The sequence below is a fragment of the Micrococcus sp. R8502A1 genome (assembly GCF_006704135.1).
Classification (GTDB): Bacteria; Actinomycetota; Actinomycetes; order Actinomycetales; family Micrococcaceae; genus Micrococcus; species Micrococcus luteus.
This window is the reverse complement of record NZ_VIGS01000007.1, coordinates 22,236-39,780: the sequence shown is the minus strand read 5'-3', so window position 1 is coordinate 39,780 and position 17,545 is coordinate 22,236. Positions and strand designations below refer to the sequence as shown.

The window sequence follows — 17,545 nt, the reverse complement described above, 5'->3', positions numbered from 1 at the left end:
CGCTCCGAGACGCCGTGCCCGGCCGGGCACGCGGTTTCAGGCGGAGTGGCTGCCGCCTGCCGGACGCTCGGGCCCGGCGTCGGGACCGGGGCGCGCCCCTCCGGAGGTGAGCGCGTCGTCCTCCTCGAGCACCTGGGCGACCTCGTCCTCGAGGGCCTCCGTCACCGCGTCCGGGGCCGCCACGGAGTCCCCGACCGCCTCCTGCAGCTGCACTGCGTGCTGGGCCGTGAAGGTCTTCTCCGGATGCTCACGCAGGCGGAGCAGCGCGAGCAGGCGCAGACGCAGCCCCGACTCGGCGGAGATCTGCCGGCGGTGGGTGAGCCACCAGACGAGGAGCACGAGCGCGAGCACGATCCCCAGGTGGCCCAGCGCCGGGTAGACGACGTTCATCAGGTCGCCGAAGCCGACGAAGCTCACCGCGAAGGCCAGCAGCGTGACGCCGGCGAACACGGGCCGGTAGCGGCCCGGGCGGTCGGCCGTGAGGCGGCGTCCCAGCGCGTAGAACATGCCGATCGCGGTGTTGAAGATCATCAGGTAGATCACCACGACCATCGCCCAGCCCAGCCAGGGCGCGATCGAGGCGAACAGCCGCAGCATGGGGACGTCGGCGCGGCCGATCTCGGCGTAGCCGAGGTAGAGCAGCGTGGAGGCCATCAGGAGCAGGGCGGTGTACATCAGGCCACCGGTGAGGCCGCCGAGGAACGCCTCCCGGGGGTGAGTGATGGACCCGCCGATCACGAGGCACATGGACACGGCCATCACGACGACGAGGCCGAAGTAGTTGACCGAGGACAGCCACCACGGGTCCACCGGCGTGGTGGCCTGGACGGCGAGGGACTCGTGGGCGGTGAAGCCGCCGTCGCGGGTGACCAGGACGTGGACGAACCCGGCCACGACCGCGACGACCACCAGGGGCGTGATCAGGGAGATGATCGCGGAGACCTTCTCCACGTCCAGCATGCCCGTCACGAGCACGAGCAGGGTCATCAGGGTGGAGCCCGCCCACGTCGGCCAGCCGAACTGCTGGGCGAGCGTCGAGCCCGCCCCGGCGAGCATGACGACGCCGATCGCGAAGAGCGTCACCGTCACCACGACGTCCAGGATCCGGGCCATCACGGGGTGCGAGACGCTGCGGAAGACGACCTTGTGGTCGGCCGCGAGGAACACGCTGCCCAGCTGGAGGATGACGGCGCCGCCGGCGGTGACGAGCAGGCCGGCCAGTCCCGCGCCCACGACGCCGATCCAGCCGAAGCCCACGAAGTACTGGATGACTTCGGCGCCGGTGGCGAAGCCGGCGCCGACGAGCAGGCCGACGAAGGCGAGGGCGATCTTCAGGGATCTGAGCGCGACGGGGTGCTGCACGCATGGGCCTTTCGTGGGGGACGGGGTGCGCCCGTGCGGGCCCCGGGACCGAGGACGGGCCGGAGTACGGTAGGCACGCGCGCGCCATCGTGGCCAGGACCAGGCGTCGCCGGGTTCCGGGCAGCGTGGCCTCAGGCCCACCCCAAGGCCGCCCTCCCGCTGGCACGCCGCGGTCGCGATCAGGCCGAGCATCTCGGCGGACCCCGTCCCCGCGTCCAGCGGAGACGAGGCGCCACGGCGTCGGCGGTCGAAGGCCTGGCTAGGGTGGGGACGTGCCTGTCCCGACGCCGTCCGCCGCCCCGGGCCCGCCCGTCCGCCTGCGCGATCTGCTGCGCCCGCCCGCGGCGCCCGCCGATCCCCGCGTGCTCACGGGCCACCCGGCCCGGACGCCCCGCCGGCACACCCTGGCCGTCCCGGACCCCGTCAGCGGGATCCGGTCGTCCGTGGCCGTGTGGGAGTACACCCCCGTTCCGGTGGCCGCGCCGGGATCGCCCGGCGCACCCGAGGGGGACGCGGCCGCTGCCCCGCTCGTGTTCGTGCACGGCTTCCGCGGGGACCACCACGGCCTCGCCCTGCTGGCCGACGCGCTCCCGGAGCATCCGATCCACTCGATCGAGCTGCCCGGCTTCGGGGCTTCGGAGCCCTTCCCCCACGCCGAGCACACCGTGGCCCATCACGCGGACGCGGTGGCCACCGTCGTCGCCGCCCTGGGTCTGCGGGCGACCCCCGTGCTGGTCGCGCACTCCTACGGGACGACGGTGGCGGCCGAGCTGGTCGCGCGGGACCCGTCCCGGTGGGGACGGCTGGTCCTGCTCAACCCCATCGCCGAACCCGCGCTGGAGGCGTCGGCGTCCGTGTCGAGTCGGGTGCTGGCGGCCGTCGCCGAGGGGTACTACGAGGTCGCCGCCCGCCTGCCCGAGCGCCCGGCGCGGCTGCTGCTGGGCGCGCCGCCGGTCGTGTGGGTGACCACGCTCGCCATGACCCGCACCAGGGACAGGGATGTCCTCGCGTACACCCATGACCAGCACCGGCGCCACTTCTCGGACTTCGCCTCCGCACGCATGCTCTCCGAGGCGTACCGCGCCTCGAGCACGGGCTCCGTGGCCGACGTCGCCGCCCGCCTCAGCCTGCCGGTGCTGCTGGTCGCGGGGCGGGAGGATCCGCTGGGCTCGGTGCCGGCACAGGAGGCGCTCGCCGCGGCGATCGACGACGCGGGCGGCACGGCGGAGCTGCACGTCCTCGACGGCGTCGGGCATCTGCTGCACTACGAGCGGCCGGCCGCCTGTGCGGCGTTGATCCGCGACTGGCTCCGCCGCGCCGGCCGCTGACGCCGTCATCGCCCCGGCGTCGCCGCGCTCCGGCCCCTCGGGCTGCGGGTCGGTCCGGCCGCCCCCTCAGAGCACCCCGGCCGGGTCGAGCCGCACCCGCACCGGGGCGGTCTCCCGCCGAGCGCTCGCTGCGGACCGGGCGGCGCGCAGGGCGCCGACGGTGGCCTCGGCCGCCGCGTAGGGGAAGATCAGCAGGGCGCGGGAGCGGGTCTCGTCGGCGGGGTCCGGCACCGGCCCAATCCAGGGCAGCCGCGCCGGGCCGCCATCGAGCGGGGCCGAGTGCGGATCCTCGTGGACGTCCTCGTCCGGCCGTTCCCGGCGGGCGGCCTCCACGAGCTCGAGGTACTCCGCGACGGCGGCGGCCTCCCCCGTGACCTCTGCGAGGCGGCCGGCGGGAGGCAGGTGCAGCTCGCGCCGCTCGGCGACCTGGCGCGCGGCGAAGCCGTCGGGGTCCCGTCGGACGAGCGCGTTCACCGCCTCCCCCGCGTCCGCGGTGACCACCACGACGCCCCCGTCGGAGGCGGGGCGGACCAGGCAGGCGGCCGCGAGCCAGCGGGCGAGCACGCGGCCCGGCACGTCGAGGCCCTCGCGCTGGAGCTGGCTGTCCCCGTCGAGCAGCAGGGCGGCCGCGTAGCCGTCGGGCGTCGCCGGCTCGGCCCCCACGGTCGCCACCACCAGGGAGGGCCCGGGCGGCACCGAGCCGAGCATGTGCTGCGCCGAGGAGGCGTGCACGGGCACGCGCGGGAACGCCCGGCCCAGCTCCTCGGCCGTGCGGTCCACGCCGCGGGCGCCGGCCCGCAGCGTCGTGCCGCCGCACTCGGTGCACCGGAAGCCGCGCTCCCGGGTGCCGCACCACCGGCAGGCCACCTCCCCGTGCCGGGCGGCCCGCGCGTCGCGGAAGCCCAGCGGCCCCGCGCAGACGCGGCAGCGGGCGGGCGTGCGGCACCGTTCGCACACGAGGGCGGGGATGAAGCCGGCCCGGGCCACCTGCACGAGCACCGGGCCCGGCCGTGGCCCGAGCAGCGCGGCGCGGGCGGCGGCCCAGGCGGCCTGCGGCAGCCGCGCCCGCTGCGCGAACGGGTCGCGCGCCGTCTCCCAGGCGTCGGCGGTGGAGACGACCCGTGGCCCGAGCTCGCGCTGGGTCGCGCGGGAGGGGCCCAGGTGCAGCAGCCAGCCCGACTCGACGAGCCGTTGCACCGGGACGGACCGGGAGGGCCCGGCGAAGAGCAGCGCCGCGCCGGTCGCGCGGGCCCGCTCCAACACGACCTCTCGGGCGTGGAAGTAGGGCGCGCGGGGTTCTGCCCACGCGTCGTCGCCGTCGTCCCAGAGCACCACCAGCCTCAGGTCGCGCACGGGCGACCACACGGCGGCCCGGGTGCCGGCCACGATGCGCCGGGTGCCGCGCAGCGCGGCCAGGTGGGCGCGGTACCGGGGCGTGTTGCCGTCCTCGGAGCCGATCCGCGCGTAGGCGTCCTCCCCCACGTGCTCGTCGAGGGCGGCGCAGAGCCGGTCGAGGTCGCGGTGGTCGGGCACCAGCAGCAGGACGCCGCCGTCCGAGGCGGCCACCGTGCGCGCCAGAGCGGCCAGCGCGCCCGCCTCGTCCCATTCGAACAGGCGCGAGGGCACGACGGCGGCCGCCCGCGCGGCGTCCCCGGCCAGCACGGCGGACACGAACGCGGTGCCCCCCTCGAGGGACTCCCACACCGTGGGCACGAGGCCCTCCTCCGCCGCGGGAGGCTCCGGGCGCTCGGCGTCCGTGCCGGTCAGCGTCACAGGGTGGTCCGCGGCGGTTTCCGCGTCCTCCGCCAGGGCGGCCTTCTCGACCTGCGCAACGCGCGGGGGCACCGCGGCCCGCAGCACGTCCGTGACGACGCCGGCCTGGCGGCGGGCCACCGCGCGAGCCGTCGCCAGGACCTCCTCCGTCAGCGGCGGGATGGCGGTGAGCACGCCGGTGAGCTCGGTGAGCTGGGCGCCGGTGGCCGGCTCCTGCTCCCGCGAGACGAGCCAGCCCGTCATGGCCCGTCCGCCGAAGCGGACGGACACGCGGGAGCCGGGGACCGCCCGGTCGTCCAGGGCCACGGGCACGAGATAGTCGAACTCGCGGTCCAGGTGCGGCACGGGCGAGTCCAGCAGGACGCGGGCGATCGGCCGCTCCGGCCACCCCTCGGCCCGCTCCGGCAGTCGGGGCGCGTCCTCCGGCTCCGGGAGGGCGAACAGCGTGTCCGTGATGCCCGCCTCCGGATCAGAGGCCGGCGGCAGCGCGCAGCTGCTCGACGCGGTCCGTGCGCTCCCACGTGAAGTCGGCGTCGTCCCGGCCGAAGTGGCCGTTCGCGGCGGTCCGTCGGTAGATGGGCCGCAGGAGGTTCAGCTCCTTCACGATGGCGGCCGGACGCAGGTCGAACACCGCGTTCACGGCCTCGATGATCTTCTCCTCCGGCACCGTGGCCGTCCCGAAGGTGTCCACGTACAGGCCCACGGGCCGGGCCGAGCCGATCGCGTAGGCCACCTGGAACTCGGCGCGCGAGGCGAGGCCGGCGGCCACCACGTTCTTCGCGACCCAGCGGAGCATGTAGGCGGCGGAGCGGTCCACCTTGGACGGGTCCTTGCCGGAGAAGGCGCCGCCGCCGTGCCGGGCCATGCCACCGTAGGTGTCCACGATGATCTTGCGACCGGTGAGGCCGGCGTCGCCCACGGGGCCGCCGATGACGAACTTGCCGCCCGGGTTGATGATGATCCGCATGCCGGAGGTGTCGAGGCCGGAGCGCTCGATGACGGGCCGGATCACGTGCTCCTCCACGTCCGCCCGCAGCTGCTCCTGCGTGACCCACTCGTGATGCTGCGTGGAGACCACCACGGCCTCGACCGTGGTGGGCACGTGGCCGGGCGCGTAGCCGATGGTGACCTGCGTCTTGCCGTCCGGCAGCAGGTACGGCATGGGCGTGTTCTCCGCCCGGCGCACCGCGGTGAGCCGCTCGGAGAGCCGGTGCGCGAGGTAGATGGGCATGGGCATGTACGCCGGGGTCTCGTCCGTGGCGTAGCCGAACATGATGCCCTGGTCCCCCGCGCCCTGCTCGTCCACCTCGTCCGCCGAGCCGTACTCGCGGGCCTCGAGGGACCGGGAGACGCCGGCGAAGATGTCCGAGGACTGCTGGCCGATGGAGATGTTCACGCCGCACTGGGCGCCGTCGAAGCCGTTGGCCGAGGAGTCGTAGCCGATGTCCAGGATGGTCTCGCGCACGATCTTGGGGATCTCCACGTACGCCGAGGTGTTCACCTCGCCGGCCACCTGCACCAGGCCGGTGGTGGTCAGGGTCTCCACGGCCACCTTCGCCGACGGGTCGGCGGCGAGGATCGCGTCCAGGATGGCGTCGGAGATCTGGTCGCAGATCTTGTCGGGGTGGCCCGCCGTGACGGACTCGGAGGTGAAGAGGCGGAGCTCTCCGCCGCCCACCCCCGAATACGGGTCGGCGTGGCGGGCGGGGCTCAGCGAGGCGGCATCGGTCATGCCGCACAGTCTAGGTCAGCGGCCCGACGCGCCGGCGGGGTCGCGACCGGCGAGGTCATCCACGATCGCCTGCACGACGGCGGCCGCCGCCTGGTCCTTGGAGCCCACGGTCTCCACGGCGGGGCGGCCGTCGGCGAACAGGATGGTCACGGCGGTCTCGTCCCGGCCGAACACCTTGTCCGTGCCGACCTCGTTGACCACGAGCATCTCGCAGCCCTTGCGCGCCAGTTTGGCCCGGCCGTACTCGAGCACGGAGGACGTCGCGTCGCCGGTCTCCGCGGCGAAGCCGACGATGAGCGGGGCCATGGGCCCGCCCTCGGAGCGGGTCCGCACGGCCGTGGCGAGCACGTCCGGGGTGCGCTCGAGCACGATGACGGGCGCGCCGCCGTCGTCGCCCTTCTTCATCTTGGCGTCGGAGACCTCGGCCGGTCGGAAGTCCGCAACGGCCGCCGCCATCACGAGGACGTCGGCGTCGGCGGCCTCCGCCAGCACGGCCTCGAGCAGGTCCTGCGTGGACTCCACGGGCACGACGCGCTCGACGCCCTCGGGCGTCGGGACGGACATGGACCCGGCGACGAACCGCACGGTGGCGCCGGCCTCGAGGGCGGCGCGCGCCAGGGCGGCCCCCTGCTTGCCGGAGGAGCGGTTCCCCAGGTAGCGGACCGGGTCCAGCGCCTCGCGGGTGCCCCCGGCCGTGATCACCACGGTGCGACCGGCCAGCGGGCCGGGTGTCGGCTCGGCGTCGGACCCGGAGGCCCGGGGACGGCGCGGGGCGCCCGCGGCCGCGGCGGCCTGCACACGCTCCCAGATCTCGGCGGGCTCGGGCAGCCGCCCGGCGCCGGAGTCGGCCCCGGTGAGCCGGCCCACGGCGGGGTCCACGACCGTGACGCCGCGCTCGCGCAGGAGGGCGACGTTGGCGACCGTGGCGGGGTGGTGCCACATCTCGGTGTGCATGGCGGGGGCCAGGACGACGGGGCACGTGGCGGTGAGCAGCACGTTGCCCAGCAGGTCGGGCGCCATCCCCGCGGCGGTGCGCGCGAGCAGATCGGCGGTGGCCGGCGCGACCACCACGAGGTCCGCACGCCGGCCGAGCCGGACGTGGTTCACCTCGTCGACCGCCTCGAACGTGTCCGTGCGGACCGGGCGACCGGAGAGGGCCTCCCACGTCGCCGCGCCCACGAACTCGAGGGCGTTGGCGGTGGGCACCACGGTCACGCCGTGGCCGGCCTCGGTCATCAGGCGCAGCAGCAGCGCCGCCTTGTAGGCCGCGATGCCGCCGCCGACCCCGAGGACGATCTCCATGACGGGCTCAGGCCTCCGGGGCGTCCTCGGAGGTGCCCTCCTCGGCGCGCACCGTCTCGGCGGCCTCCTCGATGGCGGCGGGATCGCCCATCGGCTGGTGGGCGTCGGCCGACTCGAGGGTGGCGAACGGGTCGTCCTCGCCCGGCAGGGAGAAGTCGCCGAAGTCCTCGGCGGCCAGGTCGGCCTCCGGGGTGGCCTCGACGGCCTCGCGGGACACGAGCAGGTCGGCCTCGATCTCGCGCAGGGCGATGGACAGCGGCTTCTCGTTCAGCTGGGTGTCCACGAGCGGGCCGACGTACTCGAACAGCCCCTCGTGCAGCTGCGAGTAGTAGGCGTTGATCTGCCGGGCCCGCTTGGCGGCGAAGAGCACCAGGGCGTACTTCGAGTCGACCCGCTCCAGCAGGGAGTCGATGGGCGGGTTGACGATGCCTTCGTACTGTTCGGTCACGGGGTCTCCAAAGTCTTCATCTCACTGTCACGTCGGCGCCGGGTGCGGCGTCGGTGCGGCCGGTCCTCAGGCCTCGGTCGGACGGCGCTCGGGGTCCAGCCCCATGAGTCTCACCAGTTCCTCGGCGGCCCGCTCCACGCGGTCGTTCACGACGACGGCGTCGAACTCGGGTTCCGCGGCGAGTTCCAGTCTAGCCGTTTCGAGCCGGCGGCGCTGTTCCTCCGGGCTCTCGGTGCCGCGGCCGAGCAGCCGGGACACGAGTTCCTCCCAGCTCGGCGGCGCCAGGAACACGAAGGTGGCCTCCGGCAGCGCACGGCGGACCTGGCGCGCTCCCTGCAGGTCGATCTCCAGCAGGACGTGGCGGCCCTGCGCCACGGCCTCCATCACGCGGTCGCGCCGCGTGCCGTAGCGGTGGACGCCGTGCACGACGGCCCATTCCAGCATCTCGTCCGCCTCGACGAGGGAGTCGAACTCCTCCGGCGTCGTGAAGTAGTAGTGCACCCCGTCCTCCTCGCCCGGGCGCGCCGGGCGGGTGGTGGCGGAGACGGACAGCCAGGCCTCGGGGTAGTGCTCGCGGACATAGGCCGACACGGTGCCCTTGCCGACGGCGGTGGGGCCGGCCAGGACGGTGACGCCCGGGCCCGGGGGGCGTTCCTGGACGGCGGTGCGGGCCACCGGGACGGCGGGGGCGGGTCCGGGGTCGAACGTGTCGGTCACGCATCCTCCTGGTGGGACGGGCCTCGCAGACCCGTCACCCGGGCCGGCGCCGACCCGCCGGGATGTGGGGGTCACCGGCCAATATAGGCGATCAGCGCCTCGCGCTGACGACGGCCCAGGCCGCCCAGCCGACGCCGCGGCGAGATGCCGCACCCCGCCATCGCCTCCCGGGCCCGGACCTCGCCCACGCCCGGCAGGGCCAGCAGCAGGTCCACGGTCCGCAGACGGGCGACGGCGTCGTCGGCGTCCGCGCGCGCGAAAATGTCGGCCAGGCCGACCTCACCGGCGGCGAAGGCCGCCTTGAGCTCCGCCCGCGCCTGGCGGGCCTGGAGGGCCTTCCTCCGGGCCTCCGCCCTCTCCTGCACACTGAGCTGCCGCAACGCCATGGGTCTGACCTCGATGCCTCTCGTTCCCCACCGGCCCCGTCGTGACCCTTCCATGGTCAAGGACGACGAGCACAGCCGATCGAAAGGGAAGATACCATCCCGTCCACACGGCACGGGCGCGCCGGGAGGACGCGGGCGTCACCGCAGGGCGGCGCGATTCTCCTCGATCGTGTCCACCAGCGAGGCCACCGACGGGCCCGCGCTCAGGATGCCGCGGGACGAGGTCGCCAAGACCTGCGGCCAGGCCGTCCCGAAGTCGGCCCGCATGCCCCGGGCCGTGGCGCCCTGGGCACCGAACCCGGGCGCCAGCAGGGGCCCGCCGAGGGCCGGCAGGTCCAGGCCGAGGCGGTCCGCCTCGGCGGCCACCGTGGCGCCCAAGACGAGTCCCACCGGCCCCCACGCGTCGTCGCCGCGCAGGGCCGCGTTCTCGGCGGCCGCCGCCGCGGCGATGCGCCGGGCGACCGATCCCTCGGCCGACCCCTCGCCCACGTGCTGGACCTCGCGGCCCTCCGGATTGGAGGTCAGCGCGAGGACGAACACGCCGCGGCCGGCCTCGTGGGCGGCGCGGATGGTCGGCACGAGGGTGCCGAAACCCAGGTACGGGCTGAGCGTCACCGCATCCGCGGCCAGGGGCGAGGCGTCGGCGATCCACGCGGCGGCGTAGCCGTCCATGGTGGAGCCGATGTCACCGCGCTTGGCGTCCGCGATCGTGAGCACCCCGGCGTCCCGGGCGGCCGCGAGCAGCCGCTCCAGGGCCGCCAGGCCGGCCGATCCGTGGCGCTCGTACAGCGCCACCTGGGGCTTGATCGCCGCCACGCGGGGCCCCTCGGGACCCACCGCCGCCTCGAGGGCGGTTAGGGAGAACGCCTCGAGGCCCGCCGGGGTGTCGCTCAGGCCCCACTGCCGCAGCAGGCCCGGATGGGGGTCCACGCCGAGGCACAGCGGACCGGCCGTCTCCATGGCGTGGGCCAGCCGCCGCCCGAAGGGGGCGCGGGGCCCCGCGCCGCCCGTCGCCGTCGTGGTCACGCCGCGGCCTCCGGACCGGCGACAGCCTGCTGCAGGCGCGCGTCGTGCTCCTGCAGTGAGGTGACGGACCACTCGTAGGACCGCATGGCCTCGATGGCCTGCAGGCACGCCCCGAACTCGGCCGTGGTCGTGATCACCGGCACGCCGAGCGACGTCGCGGCCGCGCGGATCTCGTAGCCGTCCGTGCGGGCGTCGCCGCCGGAGGGCGTGTTCAGCACGAGATCGACGGTGCCGGCGTGCAGCTGCTCCAGCACGGTGCCCGCGCCGTCCTCGTGCCCGGCGTCGGCGATCTTCGCCACGACCTCCGCGGGGATGCCGTTGCGCCGCAGCACCTCGGCGGTGCCGCCGGTGGAGACCACCTGGAAGCCGAGGTCGACGAGGCGCTTGGCCTGGCCCACGAGGGTGCGCTTGTCCCGGTTCGCGACCGACACGAACACGCGCCCCGAGGTGGGCAGCGGGCCGCCGGCGGCGGACTGGGACTTGGCGAACGCGGTGTCGAAGTGCTTGTCGATGCCCATGACCTCGCCCGTCGAGCGCATCTCCGGGCCCAGCAGCGAGTCGACCACGCGGCCCTCCGCGGTGCGGAAGCGGGTGAACGGCAGCACCGCCTCCTTGACCGCCACGGGCGCGCCGATCGGCAGGGTGCCGCCGTCGTACGCCGTGGGCAGCATGCCGGCCGCGCGCAGGTCGGCGATGCTCTCGCCGACGCCGATCCGCGCGGCCGCCTTGGCCAGCTGGACGCCCGTGGCCTTCGAGACGAACGGCACGGTCCGCGAGGCGCGCGGGTTCGCCTCGATCACGTACAGCACGTCCGAGGCGAGCGCGAACTGGATGTTGATCAGGCCGCGCACGCCGACGCCGGCCGCGATCCGCTCGGTGGCGCGGTGCACGCGCTCGAGCACGTCCGGGCCCAGGGTGACGGGGGGCAGCACGCACGCGGAGTCGCCCGAGTGGATGCCCGCCTCCTCGATGTGCTCCATGACGCCGCCGAGGTACAGCTCGGTGCCGTCGTAGAGGGCGTCGACGTCGATCTCGATCGCGTCCTCGAGGAAGCGGTCCACGAGCATCGGCTGGTCGGGGGTGATCTCCGTCGCGTGCTCCACGTAGTGGGCCAGCGCCTCCTCGGAGTACACGATCTCCATGCCGCGGCCGCCGAGCACGTAGGAGGGGCGCACGAGCACGGGGTAGCCGATCTCGTCCGCCACGCGCTTGGCGTCGTCGAAGGAGACGGCCGTGCCGTTCTTCGGCGCCACCAGGCCCGCGCGCTCGAGCACGAGCGCGAACTCACCGCGGTGCTCGGCCAGGTCGATGGCCGCGGGCGAGGTGCCCAGGATCGGCACGCCGGCGTCGGCGAGCTGCTGGGCCAGCTTGAGCGGGGTCTGGCCGCCGAGCTGCACGAAGACGCCGCGCACGCCGCCGGAGGCCTCCTCTGCCGCGATGACCTCCAGGACGTCCTCGAGCGTGAGCGGCTCGAAGTAGAGGCGATCGGAGATGTCGTAGTCCGTGGATACCGTCTCCGGGTTGCAGTTGACCATCACGGTCTCGTAGCCGGCCTCGCGCAGCGCCATGGTGGCGTGCACGCACGAGTAGTCGAACTCGATGCCCTGGCCGATCCGGTTCGGGCCCGAGCCGAGGATGATCACCGACTCGCCCTCGTGCGGGGCGACCTCGGTCTCGAGGTCGTAGCTGGAGTACCGGTACGGGGTGAAGGCCTCGAACTCGGCGGCACAGGTGTCCACGGTCTTGTAGACGGGGCGCACGCCCAGGGCGTGACGCACGCCGCGCACGACCGCGGCGTCCATGTGCCGCAGCGAGCCGATCTGGGCGTCGGAGAACCCGTGCCGCTTGGCGCGGCGCAGCAGGGCCTCGTCGAGGACCTCGGCGTCGCGGATCTCGTCCGCGACCTCGTTGATGAGCACGAACTGGTCCAGGAACCACGGGTCGATCGCGGTGGCCTCGAAGGCCTCCTCGATCGTGGCGCCGGCGTAGAGCGCCTGCTGGGTCTGGGAGAGCCGGTCGGCGGTGGCCGTGCTCGCCGCCGCGAGCAGGGCCTGCGGGTCGGCGTCCTGCGGGAACGCGAGCTCCGAGCCCTTCTGCTCGAGCGAGCGCAGGGCCTTCTGCAGGGCCTCCGTGAAGTTGCGGCCGATGGCCATGGCCTCGCCGACCGACTTCATGGTGGTGGTCAGCGTGGGATCCGCCGCCGGGAACTTCTCGAACGCGAAGCGCGGGACCTTCACGACCACGTAGTCCAGGACCGGCTCGAAGGACGCCGGGGTCTTCTGGGTGATGTCGTTGGGGATCTCGTCCATCGTGTAGCCCAGGGCCAGCTTGGTGGCGATCTTGGCGATCGCGAAGCCGGTGGCCTTCGAGGCCAGCGCCGAGGAGCGGGAGACGCGCGGGTTCATCTCGATGACGACGACGCGCCCGTCCACGGGGTTCACCGCGAACTGGATGTTGCAGCCGCCGGTGTCCACGCCGACCTCGCGGATGACGTTGATCGAGATGTCCCGCAGCTTCTGGTACTCGCGGTCCGTCAGCGTCATGGCCGGGGCCACGGTGATGGAGTCGCCGGTGTGCACGCCCACGGGGTCCACGTTCTCGATGGAGCAGACGACGACGACGTTGTCGTTCTTGTCCCGCATCATCTCCAGCTCGTACTCCTTCCAGCCGAGGATGGACTCCTCGAGCAGGACCTCGGAGGTCGGGCTGTACTGCAGGCCGGCGCCGCAGATGCGGTACAGGTCGGCCTCGTCGTAGGCCATGCCGGAGCCGAGGCCGCCCATCGTGAACGAGGGGCGCACCACCACGGGGTACTTCAGGTCCTCGACGGCGGCCAGGGCCTCCTCCATCGTGTGCACGATGTGGGACCGGGCGGATTCGCCGCCGGCACGCTCCACGACGCCCTTGAACAGCTCGCGGTTCTCGCCGAGCTCGATGGCCTCGATGTTCGCGCCGATCAGCTCGACGCCGAAGCGCTCGAGCACCCCGTCCTTGTCGAGGGCGATGGCGGTGTTCAGCGCCGTCTGGCCGCCCAGGGTGGGCAGCAGGGCGTCCGGGCGCTCCTTCTCGATGATCTTGGCGACCACGGCCGGGGTGATGGGCTCGACGTAGGTGGCGTCGGCCAGCTCCGGATCGGTCATGATCGTGGCCGGGTTGGAGTTGACGAGGACGACGCGGACGCCCTCCTCCTTGAGGACGCGGATGGCCTGGGTGCCGGAGTAGTCGAACTCGGCGGCCTGGCCGATCACGATGGGGCCGGAGCCGATGACCAGGACGGACTTCAGGTCGGTGCGCTTGGGCATGGATCAGGCTCCTTCGGTGGCGGGGGTGGTGGCGGTGCGGTGCTCGGTGAGCAGCTGCACGAAGCGGTCGAACAGGTCGAGGGTGTCGTTGGGGCCGGCCGCGGACTCCGGGTGGAACTGCACGGAGAAGGCGGGCCGGTCGAGCAGGCGCAGGCCCTCGACGACCTGGTCGTTCAGGGACCAGTGGGAGACCTCGACGCGGCCGAAGCGCGACTCCGGCGCCTCGATCGGCTCGCCGAGGGGGGCGTCCACGGCGAAGCCGTGGTTCTGGGAGGTGATGGCCACGCGGCCCGTGGCCTTGACCAGCACCGGCTGGTTCGGGCCGCGGTGGCCGAACTTCAGCTTGTAGGTGTCGAAGCCGAGCGCGCGGCCGAAGATCTGGTTGCCGAAGCAGATGCCGAAGAACGGCAGGCCGGCGTCGAGGACCTCGCGCAGCAGCTCCACCTGGGCGTCTGCCGTGGCCGGGTCGCCGGGGCCGTTGGACAGGAAGACGCCGTCCGGGTCCACGGCGCGGATGCCGGCCAGGTCCGTGGCCGCGGGCAGCACGTGCACGCGGATGCCGCGGGAGGCCAGGTGCCGCGGCGTGGCGGCCTTGATGCCGAGGTCGAGGGCGGCGATCTCGGCGATCGGCTCGCCCTCCCAGCCGTGCTCGGCCGGCTCGATGACGTACGGCTCCTCCGTGGTGACGGACTCCGCGAGGCGGGCGCCGGCCATCGACGGCTGGGCGCGCACCTCCGCCAGCAGCTCGGCCTCGGGGCGGGCGGCGTGCTCGCCGGAGAACACGCCGGCGCGCATCGAGCCCTCGGTGCGCAGGCGGCGGGTGACGGCACGGGTGTCGACCTCGCGGATCCCGACGACGCCGAACGCCTCGAGCTCCTCGTCGAGGGTGCGCTCGGCGCGCCAGTTGGACGGACGCCGGGCCGCGTCGCGGACCACGTAGCCGGCGGCGAAGATCGCCCGCGACTCCCGGTCGGCGTCGTTGACCCCGGTGTTGCCGATGTGCGGGGAGGTCTGCACGATGATCTGCCCCGCGTAGGACGGGTCGGTGAGGGTCTCCTGGTAGCCGGTCATGCCCGTGGTGAACACGGCCTCGCCCAGGGTGCGGCCGCGGGCGCCGTAGGCCCGGCCGCGGTGGACGGTGCCGTCCTCGAGGACGAGCAGGGCCAGGTCGTCGGTGGGGGTGCTCATCGGGGGTCTCCTTCTCCTGCGCGGCCGGCCGGGTCGGCCGGGGCGGGGTCGATGATGGTCTGCAGGGCGGCGAGGAGCCGGTCGCGGTCCTCGGGGCGGTCGGGGCGGAAGGCGGAGGTGAGTTCGACGTCGCCGAGGCGCCAGCCCCAGGCGACGAGCCCGCCCGGCTCGACGAACTTGCCGGCGATCCCCGCGGACAGGCCGGCCTCGACGAGGTCGTCCGCGGGGATGAACAGGTTGGCGGCCCCGGGGCGGAGCACGAGCAGGCCGCGGTGGGCGCCGGCGTCGTGGACCTCGAGGACCGCGCGCGAGCGCAGGCCCAGGCCGTGCACCGCCACGCGGTCCAGCCGGTCCTCGCTGCGCACCGTGCCCACGTGCATGCCCTCCGCGGACAGCGTCGGCTCGGCGTCGTAGAGGGCCGTCGGCACGGGGGCCGGGGCCGGGATCCCGGCCTGCGCCCGGCGGCGGGCCCGCCACCCGAGGGCCAGCAGGCCGAGCAGCACGAGGACGACGGCCAGGGTGCCCAGGGTCACCGGCAGCCACACGTCCGCGTAGTCCTTCGTCGGGGTCCGCGGCGGGACGGGTCGGGCCGCCAGGGCGGCGGCCAGGGGGGTGATGCTCACGCGCGCTCCCCCGTCTCCGTCAGGGCCGGGTGGCGGTACGGCCGGGCGGGGGCGCCGTCGGCGACGACGCGGGCACCGCGATAGACCGTGTGGCGCACCGCGCCCGGCAGCTCCATGCCCCGGTACGGGCTGTTGCGGGACTTGGTCAGGTGCTGCTCGGGGTCCACGGTGCGGCGGGCCTGCGCGTCCACGAGCACGAGGTTGGCCACCGCGCCGACGCGCGGGACGCCGCGCTCGTCGGCCTGGCCCTGGTCGGTCAGGCCGGCGATCCGGGCCGGCGCCGTGGACATCACGCGGGCGACGCCGGCCCAGTCCATCAGGCCGGTGTCCACCATCGCCTGCTGCACCACGGACAGGGCGGTCTCGAGGCCCGTCATGCCCATCGCCGCGACCGTCCACTCGCACTGCTTGGTCTCGGCGGTGTGCGGGGCGTGGTCGGTGCCCACGGTGTCGATGGTGCCGTCGGCCAGGCCGGCGCGCAGGGCCAGGACGTCGGACTCGCGGCGCAGCGGCGGGTTGACCTTGAACACGGGGTCGTAGGATCGGACGAGCTCCTCGGTGAGCAACAGGTGGTGCGGGGTGACCTCGGCGGTCACGGCCACGCCCTGGGCCTTGGCCCAGCGGATTAGCTCGACGGAGCCGGCCGTGGAGACGTGGCACACGTGCAGGCGGGAGTCCACGTGCTGGGCCAGCAGCACGTCACGGGCGATGACGGCCTCTTCCGCCACGGCGGGCCAGCCGGCCAGGCCGAGGACGCCGGAGAGCTCGGACTCGTTCATCTGGGCGCCGGCGGTGAGGTTGGGCTCCTGCGCGTGCTGGGCCACGAAGCCGCCGAAGGACTTCACGTACTCGAGGGCCCGGCGCATCAGCACGGCGTCGTGGACGCACATGCCGTCGTCGGAGAACATCCGCACGCGGGCCTGCGAGTCGGCCATCGCGCCGAGGTCGGCCAGGGCCTCGCCGGCCAGGCCCACGGTCACCGCGCCCACGGGGTGCACATCGCACCAGCCCGCGTCCCGGCCCAGCCGCCACACCTGCTCCACCACGCCGGCGGTGTCGGCCGTCGGCGTCGAGTTGGCCATCGCGTGGACCGAGGTGAAGCCGCCCATCGCGGCGGCGCGGGTGCCGGTCTCGACCGTCTCCGCGTCCTCCTTGCCGGGCTGGCGCAGATGGGTGTGCAGGTCGACGAGCCCGGGCAGCAGCACCAGGCCGGCGCAGTCGACCTCCTCGGGGGCCGGGTCGAGGCCGGCGGCGTGGGTCGCGGCGTCCGGGCCGAGGGCGGCGATCCGGCCCTCGGCGACGAGCACGTCGGCGGTCTCGCCCGTGGTCAGGCGCGCGCTGCGCAGCAGCAGGGGGGCGGGGCTGGGGGCGCTCACGGGCGGACCTCCTGGTCGTGGTTGAGGACGAGGTGCAGGACCGCCATGCGGACGGACACGCCGTTGGCGACCTGCTCGAGGGCGGTGTTGCGGGGCGAGTCCGCCGCCGCCGGGCTGATCTCCAGGCCGCGGTTCATCGGGCCGGGGTGCATGACCACGGGCTCGTCGAGCAGGGCGCCGCGGCCGGCGGTGAGGCGGGCGAAGCGGTCGTCGGTCAGCCCCCAGGTCCGGGTGTACTCCCCCGCGGACGGGAAGAAGGCGCCGCCCATCCGCTCGGCCTGGACGCGGAGCATCATGACGGCGTCGGGGCCGGCGTCGAGGGCCTCGTCCAGCGAGTAGGTGACCTGGCACGGCCACGCGGCCACGCCCACGGGCAGCAGGGTGGGCGGGGCGGCCAGGGTGACCTGGGCGCCCAGCGTGCTGAGCAGCCACACGTTGGACCGGGCCACGCGCGAGTGCAGGATGTCCCCCACGATCACCACGCGCATGCCGGTCAGGTCCTGGCCGACCAGGTCCTCTCCCGTCGCCGCGGCGAGGCGCCGGCGCAGGGTGAAGGCGTCCAGGAGGGCCTGGGTGGGGTGCTCGTGGGTGCCGTCGCCGGCGTTCACGACGGCGGAGCGCACCCAGCCGGAGTCGGCCAGCTGGCGGGCCGCGCCCGAGGACCAGTGGCGCATCACGATGGCGTCCGCGCCGATGGCCTCGAGCGTCTGGACGGTGTCCTTGAGCGACTCCCCCTTGGAGACGGACGATCCCTTCGCGGAGAAGTTGATCACGTCCGCGGAGAGCCGCTTGGCGGCGGCCTCGAAGGAGATGCGGGTGCGGGTGGAGTCCTCGAGGAAGAGGTTCACCACGGTGCGGCCGCGCAGGGCGGGCAGCTTCTTGACCTCGCGCTGGTTGACGGCGGCCATCTCCTCGGCGGTGTCGAGGACGGCGAGGGCGTCGGCGCGGGAGAGGTCGGCGGTGGACAGCAGGTGGCGCACGG

14 protein-coding genes are annotated in these 17,545 nt (G+C 74.4%); 1 reads left to right on the top strand and 13 read right to left on the bottom strand.

The window, feature by feature from the left end; translation table 11 throughout:
* Window positions 1-36 precede the first annotated feature (36 nt).
* Window positions 37-1,362 carry a membrane protein gene (locus FLM69_RS02735; RefSeq protein WP_036336588.1) on the bottom strand — a complete coding sequence of 442 codons (1,326 nt, stop codon included), beginning with the start codon at window positions 1,360-1,362 and terminating at the stop codon, window positions 37-39.
* A gap of 272 nt (window positions 1,363-1,634) precedes the next feature.
* Here FLM69_RS02735 and FLM69_RS02730 point away from each other — a divergent pair, with 272 nt between their 5' ends.
* A complete protein-coding gene (locus FLM69_RS02730; protein WP_036336590.1) occupies window positions 1,635-2,690 on the top strand; it encodes an alpha/beta fold hydrolase in 1,056 nt (351 codons plus the stop codon).
* Between the two features lie 66 nt (window positions 2,691-2,756).
* On the opposite strand, the gene FLM69_RS11675 is transcribed toward FLM69_RS02730, so the two are convergent.
* The 12 genes from FLM69_RS11675 to FLM69_RS02670 all read right to left on the bottom strand — a co-directional run bounded on the left by FLM69_RS11675 (window position 2,757) and on the right by FLM69_RS02670 (window position 17,543).
* The gene (locus tag FLM69_RS11675; RefSeq protein WP_159401773.1) at window positions 2,757-4,820 is read right to left on the bottom strand and encodes a primosomal protein N'; all 2,064 of its coding nucleotides are present in this window, start codon (window positions 4,818-4,820) and stop codon (window positions 2,757-2,759) included.
* A gap of 112 nt (window positions 4,821-4,932) precedes the next feature.
* Window positions 4,933-6,195, bottom strand: a complete 1,263-nt coding sequence (metK, locus tag FLM69_RS02720) for a methionine adenosyltransferase (protein ID WP_010078605.1) — start codon at window positions 6,193-6,195, stop codon at window positions 4,933-4,935.
* Between the two features lie 15 nt (window positions 6,196-6,210).
* The gene (gene coaBC / locus FLM69_RS02715; RefSeq protein ID WP_061867306.1) at window positions 6,211-7,497 is read right to left on the bottom strand and encodes a bifunctional phosphopantothenoylcysteine decarboxylase/phosphopantothenate--cysteine ligase CoaBC; all 1,287 of its coding nucleotides are present in this window, start codon (window positions 7,495-7,497) and stop codon (window positions 6,211-6,213) included.
* A 7-nt stretch (window positions 7,498-7,504) separates the two neighbouring features.
* Complete coding sequence (gene rpoZ, locus FLM69_RS11670) at window positions 7,505-7,945, bottom strand: DNA-directed RNA polymerase subunit omega (RefSeq protein WP_010078603.1); 441 nt, start codon at window positions 7,943-7,945, stop codon at window positions 7,505-7,507.
* A 66-nt stretch (window positions 7,946-8,011) separates the two neighbouring features.
* On the bottom strand, window positions 8,012-8,662 hold the full coding sequence (gene gmk / locus FLM69_RS02705; RefSeq protein ID WP_010078602.1) for a guanylate kinase: 651 nt from the start codon (window positions 8,660-8,662) through the stop codon (window positions 8,012-8,014).
* A 71-nt stretch (window positions 8,663-8,733) separates the two neighbouring features.
* Entirely contained in the window at window positions 8,734-9,048 is a 315-nt protein-coding gene (mihF, locus tag FLM69_RS02700; RefSeq protein WP_010078601.1) for an integration host factor, actinobacterial type, read from the bottom strand.
* 138 nt (window positions 9,049-9,186) lie between these two features.
* Window positions 9,187-10,074 carry an orotidine-5'-phosphate decarboxylase gene (gene pyrF, locus FLM69_RS02695; protein ID WP_036336596.1) on the bottom strand — a complete coding sequence of 296 codons (888 nt, stop codon included), beginning with the start codon at window positions 10,072-10,074 and terminating at the stop codon, window positions 9,187-9,189.
* Window positions 10,071-13,376, bottom strand: a complete 3,306-nt coding sequence (gene carB / locus FLM69_RS02690) for a carbamoyl-phosphate synthase large subunit (RefSeq protein ID WP_061867307.1) — start codon at window positions 13,374-13,376, stop codon at window positions 10,071-10,073. Before carB ends, pyrF begins: the two co-directional genes overlap by 4 nt.
* Window positions 13,377-13,379: 3 nt before the next feature.
* Complete coding sequence (carA, locus tag FLM69_RS02685; RefSeq protein ID WP_041103701.1) at window positions 13,380-14,564, bottom strand: glutamine-hydrolyzing carbamoyl-phosphate synthase small subunit; 1,185 nt, start codon at window positions 14,562-14,564, stop codon at window positions 13,380-13,382.
* Window positions 14,561-15,187: a hypothetical protein gene (locus FLM69_RS02680; protein WP_141842947.1), complete on the bottom strand. Its 627-nt coding sequence runs from the start codon at window positions 15,185-15,187 to the stop codon at window positions 14,561-14,563. The genes carA and FLM69_RS02680 overlap by 4 nt, the downstream gene beginning before the upstream one ends.
* Window positions 15,184-16,563, bottom strand: a complete 1,380-nt coding sequence (locus FLM69_RS02675; protein WP_141842945.1) for a dihydroorotase — start codon at window positions 16,561-16,563, stop codon at window positions 15,184-15,186. Before FLM69_RS02675 ends, FLM69_RS02680 begins: the two co-directional genes overlap by 4 nt.
* Window positions 16,560-17,543 carry an aspartate carbamoyltransferase catalytic subunit gene (locus tag FLM69_RS02670; protein WP_036380943.1) on the bottom strand — a complete coding sequence of 328 codons (984 nt, stop codon included), beginning with the start codon at window positions 17,541-17,543 and terminating at the stop codon, window positions 16,560-16,562. The genes FLM69_RS02675 and FLM69_RS02670 overlap by 4 nt, the downstream gene beginning before the upstream one ends.
* Between the last annotated feature and the right edge of the window lie 2 nt (window positions 17,544-17,545).